Genomic DNA, 17,346 nt, shown 5'->3' with positions numbered 1-17,346 from the left:
AAATAAAAAAGTGAGAAAACTCCCACTTTCAACCTTAATCCAAATAGTGAATCAAATTCTTTTCCGTTAAGATATCAGAATACGTGAAGGATTCAACGTAGACGTTGACCTGTTTGTCCCCTTCAACATCCCCAAATTCAACGATAAAGAGTGATGGATAGACTTCAATAAGTCTTCCTAAGCGATTCTTTTGGCGTTTACGACCATTTTCCAAGGTCATTTCCACGACTTGTCCTTCATGCGCCTTGATTTCTTCTTTGATTTTTTTCATCTTGGCTACATCTGTAAATGCATCTGTCATCTTTGTTCCTCTCTCTTCGAAATACTTGAAAACTTGTTATACTCTTTTTGAAAAATCAATTCTACCGTTCCACGTGCCCCGCTACGGTTCTTCTCAATAATAACTTCTACCTTGTTATTTGGAAGACCTTCCTCTTCTTCGCCACCACGTTCATAATAGTCATCTCGATAGAGAAAGGCTACGATATCCGCATCCTGCTCGATAGATCCAGACTCACGAATATCTGATAGCACCGGTCTTTTATCTTGACGTTGTTCAACACTACGTGACAGCTGACTTAGCGCGATAACAGGCACCTTCAGTTCCTTGGCTAGAATTTTCAACTGACGTGAAATCTCTGACACCTCTTGCTGACGGTTCTCACGACCAGTCCCTGTAATTAACTGCAGGTAGTCAATCAAGATCAATCCAAGATTGCCTGTTTCCTGAGACAATTTTCTCGCACGAGAACGAATCTCTGTGATTCGAATCCCTGGTGTATCATCGATATAGATACTTGCTTTTGCAAGATTACCTTGAGCAATCGTATATTTGCGCCACTCTTCCTCAGTCAATTGCCCTGTACGGATAGAGTGAGACTCTACTAGTCCTTCGGCAGCTAACATACGATCGACCAGACTCTCAGCACCCATCTCAAGTGAGAAAATTGCAACGGTCTTGTCTAGCTTGGTTCCGATATTTTGAGCAATATTCAAGGCAAAAGCAGTCTTACCGACCGCAGGACGAGCAGCAAGAATGATTAACTCCTCCTCGTGCAAACCAGTTGTCATATGATCCAGGTCCTGATAACCAGTTGCAATCCCTGTAATATCAGAAGTTTGTTGTGAACGCGCTTCTAAATTTCCAAAGTTAAGATTTAGGATGTCTCGAATATTTCTAAAACCACTACGGTTCGCATTCTCACTGACATCAATCAAACCTTTTTCTGCTCGTGCAATGATTTCATCTACAGGACTAGAAGCCTCATATGCTTGATTGACAGACTCTGTCAACTTGGCAATCAAGCGACGAAGCATGGCCTTTTCTGCTACAATCTTTGCATAATATTCAGCGTTTGCAGAGGTTGGTACAGAGTTGATAATCTCAACAAGGTAGGACAAGCCACCAATATTTTGCAAATCACCTTGATTATCTAATATCGTACGAACAGTCGTTGCATCAATGGCTTCGCCTCGATCTGACAAATCAACCATGGCCTGAAAAATCAAACGGTGAGCATACTTAAAGAAGTCTCGAGAGTCAATATATTCTCGAACAAATACGAGTTTACTCTCATCGATAAATATAGCTCCCAATACAGATTGTTCTGCCAAAATATCCTGGGGCTGAACTCGTAGTTCCTCTACTTCTGCCATCAGACTTTCCTTCCTTTTACAAAATCATTACTCAAATCTAGCTTATCCTTCTTTTACACGAAGATTGATGACGCTAGTTACATCCTGATAAATTTTTACCGGAACATCAATCAAGCCAACTGCTCGAATTGGAGATTGAACTTGAATATGACGTTTATCAATTTTAATTCCAAATTGTTTTTGGAGCTCTTCCGCAATTTTCTTGCTAGTAATTGAACCAAAAGTTCTTCCATCTGGACCAACTTTTTCAACAAACTCAACAATTGTTTCTTCTGCTTCAAGTTTCGCCTTGATTTCTTGTGCTTCTGCAAGAAGTTGAGCATGTGCTTTTTCTTCAGATTTTTGCTTCCCGCGCAACTCACCAATTGCTTGTGAAGTCGCTTCTTTAGCAAGGTTTTTCTTAATCAAAAAGTTTTGCGCATAACCTGTTGGCACTTCCTTGATTTCGCCTTTTTTTCCTTTGCCTTTTACATCTGCTAAAAAGATTACTTTCATTCTTCTGTCTCCTTTTCTCTAATTTCATTAGAAATAATGGTTTTTAGTTTATCACCTGCTTCTTGCAGAGTCATATCTGTCAGTCGGGCAGCTGCCAAGTTGAAGTGGCCTCCACCTCCCAATTCTTCCATAATCCGTTGCACATTGATCTTACTTCGACTTCGTGCAGAAATGGAAATATCCCCTTGGCTGTTTTTAGCAATGACAAAGCTAGCTTCAATACCTGACATAGCTAACATAGTATCAGCTGCTTTACTAATCACTACAATATCATACTCCTTATCATCCTTGGCCTGAGCTACAAGAATAGAAGGTTGTACGGCCTGTCCTTGCAAGATTAGCTCATTAACCAATCGATACTCTTCAAAGTCAGTCGCCGCAAGTTCTTGAATTACAATACTATCACTACCACGTGTTCTTAGATAACTTGCCACGTCAAAGGTTCGGCTAGTTACACGAGAGGTGAAATTCTTAGTATCCAGCATCATACCGCCCATAAGAACACTAGCTTGGATACGACTTAAGCGTGCTTTCTTAGAGTTTTGGAATTGAATTAACTCTGTTACAAGCTCGCTCGCGCTACTTGCTCCACTCTCGATATAGGTGATAACAGCATTTTCCGGGAAATCCTGATCTCGTCTATGGTGGTCAATAATGATGGTTTGTGTAAACAAATCATAAAACTCTTTTGACAAGGTTAAAGCTGTCTTAGAGTGGTCGACCATCACTAGCAAGGAACGATTAGTGACCATTCCCATAGCTTGAGTTAGAGGGATGAGTTTTGTTACTCCCTCATTCTCTAAAAATTGAATGGCACGATGAATGTCCGGAGACATTTGTTCTGCATCATAGACCACATAACTTTCATCCAAGACGTTACTCGAGAACAATTGCATACCAACAGCAGAGCCTAAAGCATCCATGTCTAAGTTTTTATGACCAACCACGAAGACATGGTCAACGCTTCTCAACTTTTCAGAGATTGCCGTCATCATTGCTCTTGTACGTGTTCTTGTTCGCTTAATAGAAGCTGCAGAACCACCACCAAAATAAATTGGATTTTTCGTCTCATCATTTTCTTTTACAACGACCTGGTCTCCACCTCGAACTTCTGCAAGGTTGAGATTTGATAAAGCAACTTTACCAATACCCTCATGATCGCCATCACCGTATGACAAGCCCATACTCATGGTTAAGGCTAAATCTCTCTGCTTAGCTTCTTCACGGAAGGTATCAATTACAGAAAATTTATCCTGCATCAATTGCTCTAATACCGTATAGTCGGTAAATAAGTAAAAACGATCCATGGTCACTCTACGAGAAAACATCTGATATTTTCCAGTAAATTCTGATACAAAATTTGCGACAAAACTATTAATATGACTGATGTCTGATTCAGATGTTTCGTTCTCTAAATCATCATAATTATCTACCGAAATAATACCAATAACAGGACGACTTGTAACCAATTCTACTGTGGCTTCGTACTCTCCAGAAACGTCAAAAAAGTAGAGCACGCCAGAATTTCTATCTAGATGTACCGCATAACGTTTTTCCCCCACATTTGCATAAATTCCAGGAGAAGATATGGATGTTTTTATAATTTCTTGAACTTGAGGAAGGTCAATTTCTCCATCTTCCGTTGTCAACATTAACTCTGCGTAGGGGTTGAACCACTCAATCTCACTACTTTCCATGTTTAGCTTGACAACTCCAACCGGCATCTGTTCTAAGAGTGAACTTAAACTATCTTCCGCCTGATGGTTTACGTATTGGATTTGTTCAATTTCTGTTTTTTGATAAAATTTCTTCTGAAAATAAAATAGCAAAAGAAATGCTACCATCAAGAAAAATAAGCATGCTATTGTGACTAGGTTATTTTGAAGAAAAATAACCAATACAGTCATGATTATAAAGGCAATCCCAACAAATAAGTATATAAAAAAGGGATTCATTTCATTTTTTTTCATTACAAACCTCTTGCGCAATATTATACCATATTTGCACTGAAAAAGCGACCTTTAAAGAAGGAATAGCACTTGTGCTCAAATGTAGTATTTATGAACACAAAAGGTGGTTTACACTAGTGTAAACCACCTTTTTAATCTAAGCATATTAAGGATTATGATTCTTTCACTTCAAGAAGACCAATATCTCCATCTTCGCGTCGATAAATGACATTTGTTGTTTCATCTTCAACATCGATATAAATGAAGAAATCATGGCCCAATAAGTCCATCTGAAGAAGTGCTTCTTCAAGGTCCATTGGTTTTAAATCAATTTGTTTTGAACGAACAACTTTAGGTTGAGCAGCATCTGTCTCTTCTACCAAGGTATCTGTAAATAGTTGGCTAGTAGAAACTTTATTTCTGTTCTTACGTTCAATTTTAGTTTTATTTTTACGGATTTGACGTTCAATCTTATCTGTCACCAAATCAATAGATCCATACATATCTTGAGAAACGTCTTCTGCACGAAGAGTAATAGATCCAAGTGGAATTGTTACTTCTACCTTAGCAGTCTTTTCACGATACACTTTCAAATTGACACGCGCATCTAATTCTTGATCTGCTTGGAAGTATTTTTCGATCTTTTCGAGTTTAGAAACTACATAATCACGAATTGCTTCAGTTACTTCTAGGTTTTCACCACGGATACTATATTTAATCATATAAGTACCTTCTTTCTAAACATATTTGTTTTTCTACATTTATTATAACGCTTTCATAATCTTTTTGCAATCTTTTTCCTCATCTTACGAGGGAAAATGTTTTAACCTCTTTTGCTCCTGCATTCTCTAGCATACTCTTGACACGGTTAACAGTCGCTCCTGTCGTATAAATATCATCAATCAATAGAATCTTCTTTGGAATCCTACTGCCTTCTTTAATAAAAAACGGAAGTTCCGTGGCCAAACGCTCCAAACGATTTTTAGAAGAACTGGCTTTTTCTTCTCTTTTTCCTAATATATCCAGATGGGAAAGCCCTGCCGCTTCTATTAGGCCTGCAACCTGATTAAAACCTCTTTTTGCATACCTCTCAGGGCTTAACGGTATTAAAATAAAATGATAATCCTTGTATTTTTTTAAATTCTCATTTAAAATCATTGCAAAAACTTTTCGGAGAATATAATCGCCATCAAATTTGTAACGATTAAAGAAGTCTTTCATAGCTTGATTATAACTAAAAATCGCTTTATGGCTTACTTCAATCCCTTCTTTACACCAAAGTTGACAATCTTGACATGAAGTTGACACTCCCTTTTTATAACAATTTGGGCAATGTTCTTCCCCAATCATTTCAAAACTTGAGTAACAAGCTAAACAAAGTGAGCCCTCCTCCTTTTTCAAAAAAAGAAGCTCTCCAAAGGTTAGATTTTTCTTCAAATGTTGGGCACATAGTAAACAAATCATAGGCCTGCCTCCTTGTTCATCAGTTTAATTTCCTTTATAGCATTCTTAATCGAACGATTTAATCCATTATGAAAGAAAATTAGATCTCCTGTAGGTCTATCCATGCTGCGACCTACACGTCCTCCAATTTGAATGAGACTTGATTTTGTAAAGAGACGATGGTTTGCTTCTACGACACAGACATCAACACAAGGGAAGGTAACTCCGCGCTCCAATATTGTTGTGCTTATCAATATGGTCAATTCCCTATCCCTAAAAGCTTGAACTTGCTCTAATCTATTTTCAGTAACTGAGGATACGAAACCAATTCTCTCATTTGGAAATTTCTCTTGTAAGATTTCCTTCAACTTCTCTCCCTTTGTAATTTCTGATGCAAATATTAGTAAGGGGCAGCCAGTTCTTCTCTGGTTTTCCACATATCTTTTTAGCTTTGGTGGTAGGCGAAACTTATCCAAACATTTATCCAGATCAGATAGCCAAACGGGTTTTGGAATAATTAAAGGATTTCCATGGAACCGTCTTGGCAGGCTTAGACGTTTTAGCTCCCCTAAGCGAACCTTCTTATCCAACTCATCTGTAGAAGTTGCAGTGAGAAAAATTCTGAGTCCATTTTCCTTTACACAATTCTTTACAGCTTTGTAAAGTATCTTGTTGTCAACATAAGGGAATGCATCTACTTCATCTACTATTAGTAAATCAAAAGCGTGGTAAAACTTTAATAATTGATGAGTTGTTGCAACAACTAGTGGTGTTCGAAAGTATGGTTCAGACTCGCCATGCAGTAAAGCTATTTCGCAAGCAAAGTCATTCTTCAATCGCTTATACAATTCCAAACAAACATCTATTCGTGGACTGGCTAGACAAACTGCACCACCATCATTAATAACTTTCGCAACAACTTTATAAATCATCTCTGTCTTCCCAGCGCCAGTCACTGCATGAACTAAAGTCGGTTCCTGATTCTCTGCTGCTTGAAGTAAGCCATCTGATACTTTCTCTTGAAATGGAGTCAATTGTCCCTTCCATTTAAGAACATCTTGTTTAGGAAAATCTTCTTGAGGGAAATAATATAAGGCCTGATCACTCCTAACTCGCTTCATCAATAAACATTCTCGGCAGTAATGAGCATTAATAGGTAGAGACCATTCATCTTGAATCATACTATCACATCGTTGACAGAAGAGTTTCCCCTTCTCTTTTCTCATGCTTGGCAGCTTCTCCGCCTGTTGTCGTTCTTCAGAGCTTAATTCTTGTTCTGTAAAAAGTCGACCAAGATAATTTGGATTTATTTTCATACTTCTTTATTCGTAAAATATAGAACTTTAGACTATTTTTTAGTACAATAAAAATATGGAATTTAGAACGATAAAAGAGGACGGACAAGTCCAAGAAGAAATCAAAAAATCACGATTTATTTGCCATGCAAAACGTGTCTATAGTGAAGAAGAAGCTCGTGACTTTATCACTGCTATCAAAAAAGAACACTATAAGGCTACCCACAACTGCTCTGCTTTTATTGTCGGTGAGCGCAGTGAAATCAAGCGAACCAGTGATGATGGGGAGCCAAGTGGAACTGCTGGTGTACCTATGCTAGGAGTTCTAGAAAACCACAATCTTACTAATGTCTGTGTAGTTGTTACCCGATATTTTGGTGGTATTAAGCTGGGTGCCGGAGGCCTCATTCGCGCTTATGCAGGTAGTGTTGCCTTAGCTGTCAAAGAAATTGGAATTGTTGAAATTAAAGAACAAGCAGGGATTCAAATTCAAATGAGCTATGCTCAATATCAAGAGTATGGGAATTTTCTTAAAGAACATAATCTTATGGAACTCGAAACCAACTTTACAGATCAAGTTGACACAATTATCTTTGTCGATAAAGAGGATAAAGAGGATACCAAAGCTGCCCTCATAGAATTTTTTAATGGGAAGGTTATCCTAACAGATCAAGGCTTACGAGAAGTTGAAGTCCCTGTAAACCTTGTGTAAAGCAATTTAAAATACCTTCCCTCAATTTTTAGATTTACACTGACTATTTTTCTGATTGTTATAAAAAAATCCTATCGCTTCGATAGGATTTCTATATTTTACAAAAGTCAAAGTTAGCGTTATACTAGAAGCATCTTATATAAAGAGGTGCTAACATGGCTATTTATAACAATATCACAGAACTTATCGGAAAAACACCGATTGTTAAATTGAATAACATTGTACCAGAAGGTGCAGCAGACGTTTACGTAAAACTAGAAGCTTTTAACCCAGGTTCATCCGTTAAGGACCGCATTGCTCTCAGCATGATTGAAAAAGCAGAGCAAGAGGGTAAACTGAAACCAGGATCTACTATTGTAGAAGCAACAAGCGGGAACACTGGTATCGGTCTTTCATGGGTTGGTGCTGCTAAAGGTTATAAAGTTGTCATCGTTATGCCTGAAACAATGAGTGTTGAACGCCGTAAGATTATCCAAGCTTATGGTGCTGAACTAGTCCTCACTCCTGGTAGTGAAGGTATGAAAGGTGCGATTGCAAAAGCGCAAGAAATTGCTGCTGAACGCGATGGTTTCCTACCATTACAGTTTAATAACCAAGCTAACCCAGAAGTTCACGAAAGAACAACAGGAGCTGAAATTCTAGCTGATTTCGGAGCTGATGGTTTAGATGCCTTTGTTGCTGGTGTAGGTACTGGAGGAACTATTTCAGGTGTTTCTCATGCTCTTAAAACTGCTAACTCAAACATTCAAGTTTTTGCAGTTGAGGCAGACGAGTCAGCTATCTTGTCAGGTGAAAAACCAGGACCTCACAAAATTCAAGGTATCTCTGCAGGATTCATCCCAGAAACACTTGATACAGAAGCTTATGATGGTATCGTTCGCGTGACATCAGACAATGCTCTTGCACTTGGTCGCGAAATTGGTGGAAAAGAAGGCTTCTTGGTAGGTATTTCTTCTGCCGCAGCTATCTATGCAGCAATCGAAGTTGCTAAAAAACTTGGGGCAGGTAAAAAAGTCCTTGCGCTTGCACCAGATAACGGAGAACGTTACCTATCTACAGCACTCTATGAATTCGAAGTGTAGTCTCCTAAATACACAAAGCCCTTGTTATAGGGCTTTTTAAATTTTTAATAAAAGAAAAAGGAAGCAAACTTGCTTCCTCTTTTTATTATTAGTTATTCAAAGCTGCTGCCATTGTAGCTGCAACTTCAGCTTCAAAGTCATTTGCAGCTTTTTCGATACCTTCACCAACTTCAAAGCGAGCGAACTCAACTACTGAAGCGTTAACTGATTCAAGGTATGCTTCAATTGTCTTGCTGTCATCCATGATGTAGACTTGTGCAAGAAGTGTGTATGCTTGGTCAACTTTAGTGTTGTCAAGCATGAAGCGATCGATTTTACCTGGAATGATTTTATCCCAGATTTTTTCTGGTTTACCTTCTGCAGCCAACTCTGCTTTAATGTCAGCTTCAGCTTGAGCGATAACTTCATCAGTCAATTGTGCTTTTGATCCATACTTCAAGTGTGGAAGAGCTGGTTTGTTAACCATTGCACGGCTTTCGTTATCTTGGTCGATTACGTGGTTCAATTGAGCCAACTCATCTTTAACAAATTGCTCATCCAATTCTTTGTATGAAAGAACTGTTGGTTTCATCGCAGCAATATGCATTGAGATTTGTTTAGCAAGTGCTTCGTCTCCACCTTCGATTACAGAGATAACACCGATACGTCCGCCGTTGTGTTGGTAAGCACCGAAGTGTTGTGCATCTGTTTTTTCAATCAAAGCAAAGCGACGGAATGAGATTTTTTCTCCGATAGTTGCTGTTGCAGACACATAAGCTGCTTCAAGAGTTTCACCTGAAGGCATTGTTAAAGCAAGAGCTTCTTCGTTGTTAGCTGGTTTTCCTTCAGCGATTACTTTTGCAGTTGCATTTACCAATTCAACGAATTGAGCATTTTTCGCAACGAAGTCAGTTTCAGCATTTACTTCAACTACTGCTGCAACGTTACCGTTCACATAAACACCAGTCAAACCTTCAGCAGCAACACGGTCAGCTTTCTTAGCTGCCTTAGCCATACCTTTTTCACGGAGCAATTCGATTGCTTTTTCGATGTCACCGTCAGTTTCTACAAGTGCTTTTTTAGCGTCCATAACACCAGCACCAGATTTTTCACGCAACTCTTTAACAAGTTTAGCTGTAATTTCTGCCATTTTGATTCTCCTATATTTTTAAAAATAGGAGAGCCGGGCTAAGCCCCGCCCTCCTAGGTAATTACTATTTATACGAATTAAGCGTTGTCGCCTTCTACAACTTCAACGATTTCTTCGATTGAGTCTGCTTGAGCTTCTGAAGCTGCAAATTCTGCTTCAACTGCTGCTACAGCATCTTCACCTTGGCGACCTTCGATGATAGCGTCTGCCAATTTAGCTGTGATCAACTTAACTGCGCGGATAGCGTCATCGTTAGCTGGGATGATTACATCGATATCATCTGGATCAGTGTTTGTGTCAACCATCGCTACAACTGGGATACCCAATTTTTTAGCTTCTTTAACAGCGATTTGCTCTTTATGTGGGTCAACTACGTACATTACATCTGGGATGCGAGGCATGTCTTCGATACCACCCAAGAATTTTTCAAGACGAGCGCGTTGTTTGTTAAGAAGTGCAACTTCTTTCTTAGGAAGAACGTCGAAGATTCCTTCTTCTTCCATGCGTTTGATTTCTTTCAAACGAGCGATACGTTTTTGGATTGTTCCCCAGTTAGTAAGGGTACCACCCAACCAACGGTGGTTGATGAAGTATTGACCTGAACGTTCTGCTTCTTCTTTAACAGCGTCAGCAGCTTGTTTCTTAGTACCAACAAACAATACAACTGCATCGTTAGCTGCTGCATCACGCATAAAGTCGTATGCTTGGTCAGCGTATTTTACAGTTTGTTGCAAGTCGATAACATGGATTCCGTTACGCTCAGTGAAGATGTACTTAGCCATCTTAGGGTTCCAGCGACGAGTTTGGTGACCAAAGTGTACACCAGCCTCAAGAAGTTGTTTCATTGAAATTACTGCCATGAGTATTTCTCCTTTTTTGTTTTTTCCTCTTCTCGATTTCAGCTTGCAAAACAACCCAAAGGCAACAGTTTCACAATTCATCAAGAATGAGTATTATCGTTCACACGACAAGTTTCATTCTACCACAATTTCTCAATATTATCAAGCTATTTTGATAGTTTTTTAGCAGAACTTCGCAATTTAAAGACAAGAAAAGAGACTCGGAAAGAGTCTCAATTTTTTCATTAGTTTGGATAGATGTAAGTAACATAACCTTCAGAAGTTGTAGTTGGGTTGAACCATCCACGTTTGTTACCGATCGTACGGTTTCCACCGTAGTTAGATTCTGATACTTGGATACTTGTTGTAGATGAAACAGCTGTAACAACCGCTACGTGTCCATAGCCACCATCATTCCAACATGCAATCGCACCAACTTGTGGTTGAGAACCAGTACGGAAACCTGCTGCAGCTGCACTTGTTGCCCACTGCGCTCCGTTACCCCAGTAATCTCCAGCCCAAGGTGCTAATGTTTTAGCTCCCCATGTACATTCACCTGTTGGATAACTTGAAGCATTTGTACTATATGTAGGACGATGGCTTACAGGAGTTGCTGCAGGTGTGTAACTTGAGTCATCATCTGATGAAGATGAAGAACTTGAAGCTGCTTGTACTTGTGCTGCAAATGTTGTGTTTGCTGAAGCTGCAACTGTTTGTTGTTGACTTGTTTGTTGAGCTTTGTAAGCCGCTTCTGCTTCTGCCGCTGCTTTCGCTTCTGCCTCAGCCGCCGCCTTTTGCTCTAGCAAGGTAGCTTTTTCACCTTCTGCAGTAGCTTTTTCTGCTGCAAGATTCAACTCAGCCACTTTCAATTCAGCTTGTTTTGTTGTCAAAGCTTGGGCGTCATCTGCAAGTGTTTGTTGGTTGGCAATAACTGTGTTGATTGCTTCATTGTTAGCAACTTGTTTCTCAGCAATAGCTTTTTTATCTTCTTTTTGTTGTTGCAACATTTTGTTGTTAGCTGATACAATTTCACTCATAGCTGCTACACGAGAAATAGCTTCTGTGATTGAGTTAGAGTTAATAATTGTATTAATGTAGCTTGTAGCAGTTCCGTTAGTTTGTGCACTACGAGCTTGGTTTTCAAGCGATTCATTACGAGCTACGATATTTTTTGAAAGCTCTGTGATTTCGCCTTCAAGTTTTTTAGATTCTTCTTGAAGAGTTTCATTCTCAGTTTGCAACTTTTCTTGTTCTGTTTGAATAGCTGTAACTTGAGTTTGAATCTCATCAACTTGTTTTTGAGCTTCCTTTTGTTGCGTTGTCAACTCACTAATTTTACTATCTTGAGCTGCAATTTTTTCATCTGTTGTATTAGCTTTAACACTTGAAAGAACAGCTCCTTGTGAAACCAATACTGTACTTAACAAAAGTGATGCTAGAATTTTTTTCTTCATAAATGTAAATACTCCTTCTTTAAAAAGACAATACTAGTATATCAAAAAAAGGCCTAATAAATATTACGCCTTTATTACAGTTTTGTTTCTTTCTTATAGATATATTTTTTCAAAAATATATTGGAAAACTATCATCCATATAAAATTCAATATCATAGTAGGGCCCAGACTATAAACTATAAAAACAGGTAGATTTTCTGCAGTCAATCCTACCACGTGTGCTAGGATAAAGCTACCAAATTCAAATGTAAAAACCATCATTAAAATAGCTAATAATCTTGTCCATCTATTTAACAAAATAACAGAGTTGCTTTTATATACGATTGCTCCAATAATCACAAAAAGAAGACTGGCTATCCCTATCAGATGGAAGAAATAGATGTCGTATATAAGTCCTAGAACCAAGCAATAGGCCAAAAACAGATATTCTGATACTTCGATTGTCTCGAATAATAAGAAGATGAAGATGAAGTGGCTTACAATTTGAAAATGTGGGAAAAAGCTATTTACAAATTGTCCTAAGTGGCTATCTATTAAAATGATTACGGGCAAGAGCAAAAACATCCCTATTTGCTTAAAAAGTCTCATGATGGATTCCCCACTAACTCTACGACTTTAAGATTCATTGAATCAGCATGCATTTTGACCATAACTTCTCTTGTCAGATAATCATTAGTAGGGGTCACAGATACGACTTCTCCTACAGGAATGTCTGTAGTATTGAAGTTCCCCAAACCTCCAGTTACCACTTTATCACCTTGACTAATATCTCCACTATTATTTAGCTGACTAATTTTCAACAGTTCCTTTTCCTTGTCATAGCCAACGATAATACCATAAATACTATTAGACCCATGCTGGATTTTAACAGAAATCTTCTCTGTATTTTCAGCATTCGTTAATAAATTGACCACAGTTGAGTTGTCTTCTACGTTTTCAACGCTTCCAACCAATCCTCCACCAGAAACAACAAGCATACTAGTTGTTACACCTTGTTGCGAACCAACATTAACTGTTAATTCTTGTTTCCAAGTCGCCGGAGTTCTCATGATAACATCCGCAGCAATTAGCTTAGTCGCATTCAATTTTGACTTCATATCTAGCAATTGGCGCAGTTGTTCATTTTCTTCTTTTAAGCGATCTGCTTCATTCTTTTCCTTTTCCATTTGATAGAATTCTTTTTTAAGAGCTTCATTCTCATTATAAGCTCTCGTCAAATTTCCTAAATCTGACTTTGTAGATTCTAACCATTGAAATGGTTTTTGCACAATTCTATCTATCAGAGAAATGCCATCTCCAGCTTTTGTCACAACTGTACTTGATTTCGTCATTACTAAAAGAGCAGAAACTACTAACACAATGACAAATAGAACAATGATATATTTTGATTTTTTAAAACGGTTCATACCTCTACCCTATCTCATTCTATACTTCACTTTAGGATTTCAACAAAAATAGAATCAAACCCAACACACATACCAGGAGTAAGGCCACACTATCTTTATTCATCCAATTCAACTGCCGGTACTGACTGCGTCCGTTACCACCTTGATATCCTCTAGCCTCCATGGCTGTAGCAAGAGAATCCGCTCGTTTTAAACTCGTAGCGAATAAAGGAATCAAAATAGGAATCATAGCCTTAACTTTTTGGATTATATTTCCTTCTCCAAAATCAACACCACGCGCCTTTTGAGCGTTCATAATTCGAATCGTATCATCCATTAAGGTTGGTACAAAACGTAAACTCATAGACAACATGAGTCCGATTTCATGAACAGGAACCTTAAATCTTTTCAAGGGTCCAAGCAAGGACTCAACTGCTGTAGCCAAGCTTAATGGCATGGTCGTCAAGGTAAGTAAGGTTGAGAAAAAGATAATCAACACAAAGCGGCAAAAAATGATTCCCGCCTGCTCAATGCCATGACTCGTTATTTTAATAAACCCCATCTCGAACAAGACATCTCCACCAGAGATAAAGAAAAGTTGAAAAAGGGTTGTAAAAGCAATCAGAAAGAACATAGACCGCAAACCTTTTATGAAAAAGGATAAGGGGACCTCAGATAAGGCTACAAATATACCTGTTACAACGAAAAGGATCACATTAGTTATTGGATTATTGGCCCAAAAAACGATCATAATCAATAAAATCATTGCCACTAACTTACTACGAGGATCCAAACGATGAACAATCGAATTTCCTGGTATGTAACGACCTAAAATCATGTTATCCATTGATGAACTCCTTAAACTCCTCTATCGTTATCGGCAATTGTTTAAAAGAAACCCCTCGTTCAGCTAGCCTTTGAGCAAATCTTGTGATTTTTGGAACACCTAATTGGATTTTTTCCATAAATTCGACATTTTGAAAAACAAGACTTGGCTTCCCACTCTTGACCAACTTTCCTTTTTCCATCACATAAACTTGGTCAGCAAATTCGGCCACGTCATCCATCAGATGGGTCACTAAAACAATCGTGATACCATCCTGATGAAGTTTTTTAAACAAGGCCATTAACTCTTTTCGACCAATTGGATCCAAACCAGCTGTTGGCTCATCTAAGACCAAAATGCTAGGCTCCATCGCCAAAATACCAGCAATCGCAACCCTTCTCATTTGTCCGCCTGAAAGCTCAAAGGGACTACGTCCAAAGAGTGACTCATCAATTCCTACTAAAGCTAGTTTTTCACGCGCAATAGTTTCTGCCTCTTCTACAGAAACTCCAAAATTTTGAGGTCCAAAAGCCACATCTTTTAAGACAGTCTCCTCAAAGATTTGATTTTCTGCAAACTGAAAGACTAAGCCCACTTGTTTGCGAATTTGACGAATTTGCTTATTGACGGATGTTGATGTAATTAATGTATCAAAGACACGAACACTCCCCTTTGTGGGAACCAACAAACCATTCAGAAGTTGTAGAATTGTAGATTTCCCGCTTCCTGTATGCCCAATAATTGCTGTATAAGACCCATCCTCTATTGACAAATTAACATCGGACAAGGCAGCTGAGGCAAAGGGGGTTCCTTCCTGATACGTATAACTCACATTGTCTAGAATAATTCCCATAAAGCCTCCTCGAGCTCCTCTTCGGTCAGGTAGTGCTCTGGTAATTTCAAGCCACTAGTACGTAGCGATTCTTTTAATTGGTTGACAAAGGGTTGATCTAAACCAATTTGATCTAAATCTGACCTAGAAAATAGTTCTCTAGGAGTACTAGTTGATTCGATTTTTCCTTTTTTCATTACCAAAATACGGTCACTCATGGCCACCTCATCTAAGTCATGTGTAATGGATATGACTGTCATATGGTGGTCTTGACGAATCTTTTGGACAATCTTAATCAACTCTAGACGCCCCTCTGGATCCAACATGCTTGTAGCTTCATCCAAAATTAAAATGTCTGGTCGCAGAGCAACAACTCCTGCGATAGCCACTCTCTGTTTTTGGCCACCTGACAAGCGAACTGGTTCTTTTTTAGTAAATTCAGCCATCCCAACTAATGACAGAGCTTCAGAAACTCGTTTCTTCATCTCTTCAAGTGGAATCCCTTGATTTTCTAGTCCAAAAGCAACATCATCTTCTACGGTTGCCCCCACGAATTGGTTATCAGGATTTTGAAATACCATACCAATCTTACGTCTTTTTCCCCAGACGTTTTCCGGAGTTAGGCAATCACCGTCTATCCAAATTTCTCCAGATTCCGATTCTAGCAAACCGTCAATCAAGCGAACAGTTGTTGATTTTCCACTACCATTATGACCAACAATAGACAACCATTCTCCACGTTTCACGTGAAACGAAATGTTATGAACATCATAGTGTTCTTGATCTGCCTGGTATCGAAATGACAGATTCTTAATTTCAATAATCGATTCCATATCTAGCGAAAGGTTCCTTTAAACAAATACGCGCTTCCCTTGAAGTAATCATAACCCGAATAAACTGTAAAGAACAAAGCGATATAAAGAGTTATCTGACCAAGTAAATTCCAATGGAATAACAAGAAGATAATCGCAAACATCTGGCTAAATGTTTTGATTTTTCCTGGCATTGCTGCAGCTAAAACAGTCCCTCCGGTTTCAACTAAAAGCAAGCGCAACCCAGTAACTGCAAGTTCACGACAAATGATAACAGCTACCACCCAAGCAGGAGCCATATTTAAACCTACTAGCATGATAAAGGCTGACATAACCAACAACTTATCAGCCATCGGATCCGCGAATTTCCCAAAATTGCTAACTACTTGCCATTTTCTAGCTAAATAGCCATCTAGATAGTCAGTGATACTGGCAATGGCAAAAATAATTGCTGCTATTTTATGTAACACAGGAGATTGTCCAAATGATAGAAGGAGAACAAAAATCGGAATAAATAAAATTCTACCAAGCGTCAGTATGTTAGGAATATTCTCTTTTTTCATGTTATCCTTCCTTAATTTGAACCTAATTTCAGTGTAATCCAGCCAGTTTGACCAGTTAATTTCGAAGTATCAATTTCCTGATTATCGATCTTGATTTTCACGCCTTTGACAACGCCTAATGTGATAGTTACTGGAGATCCTTTAGAAACTGTTGTTTTGGCTGTTTTATTATTTGGCTCAAGAGTAGTCCCTCCAGCCAAGTCAGTATCTGAAACACTAATCCAGCTTGTTGCATCCGTCACAGATAGTTGAAGTTCGGCAGTATCTTTAGCAGTTTTATATTCTACCGATATAACATCTCCCTGGCCTGAAACAGTCACAGTTGATGCGTCACTCGAACTTGATGGGCTAGTGGTTTGATTGCTAGTTGTTGTTTCACTAGTTGTTGCATTTGTAGTAGTTACAACATTATAGTTAGCTGAAGTTGTTTCTGTCGGTTGTGTTTGAATGTAATTCCAAACATAATAAGAAACAAAAATTATAATAGACAAGGAGAAGAGAATGAAGTAAAACAGCGGAAGCAAAGAACGTTTCTTACGATTGGAACGTCTACGACCTGATAGTTCTATCTCATCAACATCAACTTCCTCATAGGTAATCATACTCCCTGAATCATATGCGTCTAAAACAAGGTTTTCATCCAACTCAACTGCCCAAGCATACTTCCTCAAAAAAGAACGTGTATAAAAAGGGCTTGGCAATTGGTCGAAATCATCTGATTCTAAAGCCTCAAGCAGATTCAGTTGAATGTCTGTCTTGCGCTGCAATTCCTCTAAACTCAAACCTTGATTGATTCTTGCTAAACGTAACACTTCACCAATTGTTTTTTTTCTCATACTTACCATGCCTTCTTTCTAGTCTATTTTATATTTCA

Annotated in this window: 19 protein-coding genes; 2 read left to right on the top strand and 17 right to left on the bottom strand. The window is 38.5% G+C overall.

Annotation, left to right across the window (positions count from 1 at the left end; genetic code table 11):
* Positions 1 to 34: 34 nt before the first annotated feature.
* The 7 genes from K1I61_RS07245 to K1I61_RS07215 form a co-directional block, all read right to left on the bottom strand.
* Positions 35 to 301: a Veg family protein gene (locus tag K1I61_RS07245; RefSeq protein WP_223334407.1), complete on the bottom strand. Its 267-nt coding sequence runs from the start codon at positions 299 to 301 to the stop codon at positions 35 to 37.
* Positions 298 to 1,656: a replicative DNA helicase gene (gene dnaB / locus K1I61_RS07240; RefSeq protein ID WP_223334405.1), complete on the bottom strand. Its 1,359-nt coding sequence runs from the start codon at positions 1,654 to 1,656 to the stop codon at positions 298 to 300. The genes K1I61_RS07245 and dnaB overlap by 4 nt, the downstream gene beginning before the upstream one ends.
* A gap of 42 nt (positions 1,657 to 1,698) precedes the next feature.
* On the bottom strand, positions 1,699 to 2,151 hold the full coding sequence (gene rplI, locus K1I61_RS07235; RefSeq protein WP_004250991.1) for a 50S ribosomal protein L9: 453 nt from the start codon (positions 2,149 to 2,151) through the stop codon (positions 1,699 to 1,701).
* Positions 2,148 to 4,121, bottom strand: a complete 1,974-nt coding sequence (locus tag K1I61_RS07230) for a GGDEF domain-containing protein (RefSeq protein ID WP_223334403.1) — start codon at positions 4,119 to 4,121, stop codon at positions 2,148 to 2,150. The genes rplI and K1I61_RS07230 overlap by 4 nt, the downstream gene beginning before the upstream one ends.
* 152 nt (positions 4,122 to 4,273) lie before the next feature.
* On the bottom strand, positions 4,274 to 4,822 hold the full coding sequence (hpf, locus tag K1I61_RS07225) for a ribosome hibernation-promoting factor, HPF/YfiA family (RefSeq protein ID WP_004250989.1): 549 nt from the start codon (positions 4,820 to 4,822) through the stop codon (positions 4,274 to 4,276).
* Between the two features lie 79 nt (positions 4,823 to 4,901).
* On the bottom strand, positions 4,902 to 5,564 hold the full coding sequence (locus K1I61_RS07220; protein ID WP_223334401.1) for a ComF family protein: 663 nt from the start codon (positions 5,562 to 5,564) through the stop codon (positions 4,902 to 4,904).
* Positions 5,561 to 6,859, bottom strand: a complete 1,299-nt coding sequence (locus K1I61_RS07215; RefSeq protein WP_223334399.1) for an ATP-dependent helicase ComFA — start codon at positions 6,857 to 6,859, stop codon at positions 5,561 to 5,563. Before K1I61_RS07215 ends, K1I61_RS07220 begins: the two co-directional genes overlap by 4 nt.
* A 55-nt stretch (positions 6,860 to 6,914) precedes the next feature.
* Between K1I61_RS07215 and K1I61_RS07210 the strand changes: the two genes are divergently transcribed.
* Together K1I61_RS07210 and cysK are read left to right on the top strand one after the other, a co-directional pair.
* A complete protein-coding gene (locus K1I61_RS07210) occupies positions 6,915 to 7,550 on the top strand; it encodes a YigZ family protein (RefSeq protein ID WP_223334397.1) in 636 nt (211 codons plus the stop codon).
* A gap of 155 nt (positions 7,551 to 7,705) precedes the next feature.
* Entirely contained in the window at positions 7,706 to 8,632 is a 927-nt protein-coding gene (cysK, locus tag K1I61_RS07205; RefSeq protein ID WP_006149073.1) for a cysteine synthase A, read from the top strand.
* Positions 8,633 to 8,720: 88 nt separating this feature from the next.
* Here the strand turns inward: cysK and tsf are convergent, their stop codons facing one another.
* From tsf to rodZ, 10 genes are all read right to left on the bottom strand, one after another.
* On the bottom strand, positions 8,721 to 9,761 hold the full coding sequence (gene tsf, locus K1I61_RS07200) for a translation elongation factor Ts (protein ID WP_223334395.1): 1,041 nt from the start codon (positions 9,759 to 9,761) through the stop codon (positions 8,721 to 8,723).
* Positions 9,762 to 9,838: 77 nt separating this feature from the next.
* Complete coding sequence (gene rpsB, locus K1I61_RS07195) at positions 9,839 to 10,621, bottom strand: 30S ribosomal protein S2 (RefSeq protein WP_045613298.1); 783 nt, start codon at positions 10,619 to 10,621, stop codon at positions 9,839 to 9,841.
* Between the two features lie 224 nt (positions 10,622 to 10,845).
* A complete protein-coding gene (gene pcsB, locus K1I61_RS07190; RefSeq protein ID WP_223334394.1) occupies positions 10,846 to 12,054 on the bottom strand; it encodes a peptidoglycan hydrolase PcsB in 1,209 nt (402 codons plus the stop codon).
* Positions 12,055 to 12,147: 93 nt separating this feature from the next.
* Positions 12,148 to 12,642 (bottom strand): rod shape-determining protein MreD, encoded by a 495-nt coding sequence (gene mreD / locus K1I61_RS07185; RefSeq protein WP_223334392.1) that lies wholly within the window; start codon positions 12,640 to 12,642, stop codon positions 12,148 to 12,150.
* Entirely contained in the window at positions 12,639 to 13,460 is an 822-nt protein-coding gene (gene mreC / locus K1I61_RS07180) for a rod shape-determining protein MreC (RefSeq protein WP_223334390.1), read from the bottom strand. The genes mreD and mreC overlap by 4 nt, the downstream gene beginning before the upstream one ends.
* A gap of 31 nt (positions 13,461 to 13,491) precedes the next feature.
* Complete coding sequence (locus tag K1I61_RS07175) at positions 13,492 to 14,286, bottom strand: energy-coupling factor transporter transmembrane component T family protein (RefSeq protein WP_006149079.1); 795 nt, start codon at positions 14,284 to 14,286, stop codon at positions 13,492 to 13,494.
* The gene (locus K1I61_RS07170; RefSeq protein ID WP_223334388.1) at positions 14,279 to 15,118 is read right to left on the bottom strand and encodes an energy-coupling factor transporter ATPase; all 840 of its coding nucleotides are present in this window, start codon (positions 15,116 to 15,118) and stop codon (positions 14,279 to 14,281) included. The genes K1I61_RS07175 and K1I61_RS07170 overlap by 8 nt, the downstream gene beginning before the upstream one ends.
* Entirely contained in the window at positions 15,103 to 15,930 is an 828-nt protein-coding gene (locus K1I61_RS07165; protein ID WP_223334386.1) for an energy-coupling factor ABC transporter ATP-binding protein, read from the bottom strand. The genes K1I61_RS07170 and K1I61_RS07165 overlap by 16 nt, the downstream gene beginning before the upstream one ends.
* Before the next feature lie 2 nt (positions 15,931 to 15,932).
* Positions 15,933 to 16,472 (bottom strand): CDP-diacylglycerol--glycerol-3-phosphate 3-phosphatidyltransferase, encoded by a 540-nt coding sequence (gene pgsA, locus K1I61_RS07160; protein ID WP_004250966.1) that lies wholly within the window; start codon positions 16,470 to 16,472, stop codon positions 15,933 to 15,935.
* An 11-nt stretch (positions 16,473 to 16,483) separates the two neighbouring features.
* Positions 16,484 to 17,308 carry a cytoskeleton protein RodZ gene (gene rodZ / locus K1I61_RS07155; RefSeq protein ID WP_223334383.1) on the bottom strand — a complete coding sequence of 275 codons (825 nt, stop codon included), beginning with the start codon at positions 17,306 to 17,308 and terminating at the stop codon, positions 16,484 to 16,486.
* Positions 17,309 to 17,346 lie beyond the last annotated feature (38 nt).

The sequence above is a fragment of the Streptococcus infantis genome (genome assembly GCF_019929665.1).
GTDB classification, from domain to species: Bacteria; Bacillota; Bacilli; order Lactobacillales; family Streptococcaceae; genus Streptococcus; species Streptococcus infantis_H.
This window is presented reverse-complemented; position numbering and strand designations above follow the sequence as displayed.

Coding starts and splice junctions, on each gene's coding strand:
- rpsB (WP_045613298.1), bottom strand. CDS start 10,621: ATGGCAGTAATTTCAATGAAACAACTTCTTGAGGCTGGTGTACACTTT.
- pgsA (WP_004250966.1), bottom strand. CDS start 16,472: ATGAAAAAAGAGAATATTCCTAACATACTGACGCTTGGTAGAATTTTA.
- pcsB (WP_223334394.1), bottom strand. CDS start 12,054: ATGAAGAAAAAAATTCTAGCATCACTTTTGTTAAGTACAGTATTGGTT.
- rodZ (WP_223334383.1), bottom strand. CDS start 17,308: ATGAGAAAAAAAACAATTGGTGAAGTGTTACGTTTAGCAAGAATCAAT.
- K1I61_RS07220 (WP_223334401.1), bottom strand. CDS start 5,564: ATGATTTGTTTACTATGTGCCCAACATTTGAAGAAAAATCTAACCTTT.
- K1I61_RS07165 (WP_223334386.1), bottom strand. CDS start 15,930: ATGGAATCGATTATTGAAATTAAGAATCTGTCATTTCGATACCAGGCA.
- mreD (WP_223334392.1), bottom strand. CDS start 12,642: ATGAGACTTTTTAAGCAAATAGGGATGTTTTTGCTCTTGCCCGTAATC.
- hpf (WP_004250989.1), bottom strand. CDS start 4,822: ATGATTAAATATAGTATCCGTGGTGAAAACCTAGAAGTAACTGAAGCA.
- K1I61_RS07230 (WP_223334403.1), bottom strand. CDS start 4,121: ATGAAAAAAAATGAAATGAATCCCTTTTTTATATACTTATTTGTTGGG.
- tsf (WP_223334395.1), bottom strand. CDS start 9,761: ATGGCAGAAATTACAGCTAAACTTGTTAAAGAGTTGCGTGAAAAATCT.
- K1I61_RS07210 (WP_223334397.1), top strand. CDS start 6,915: ATGGAATTTAGAACGATAAAAGAGGACGGACAAGTCCAAGAAGAAATC.
- K1I61_RS07245 (WP_223334407.1), bottom strand. CDS start 301: ATGACAGATGCATTTACAGATGTAGCCAAGATGAAAAAAATCAAAGAA.
- cysK (WP_006149073.1), top strand. CDS start 7,706: ATGGCTATTTATAACAATATCACAGAACTTATCGGAAAAACACCGATT.
- K1I61_RS07215 (WP_223334399.1), bottom strand. CDS start 6,859: ATGAAAATAAATCCAAATTATCTTGGTCGACTTTTTACAGAACAAGAA.
- K1I61_RS07170 (WP_223334388.1), bottom strand. CDS start 15,118: ATGGGAATTATTCTAGACAATGTGAGTTATACGTATCAGGAAGGAACC.
- K1I61_RS07175 (WP_006149079.1), bottom strand. CDS start 14,286: ATGGATAACATGATTTTAGGTCGTTACATACCAGGAAATTCGATTGTT.
- mreC (WP_223334390.1), bottom strand. CDS start 13,460: ATGAACCGTTTTAAAAAATCAAAATATATCATTGTTCTATTTGTCATT.
- dnaB (WP_223334405.1), bottom strand. CDS start 1,656: ATGGCAGAAGTAGAGGAACTACGAGTTCAGCCCCAGGATATTTTGGCA.
- rplI (WP_004250991.1), bottom strand. CDS start 2,151: ATGAAAGTAATCTTTTTAGCAGATGTAAAAGGCAAAGGAAAAAAAGGC.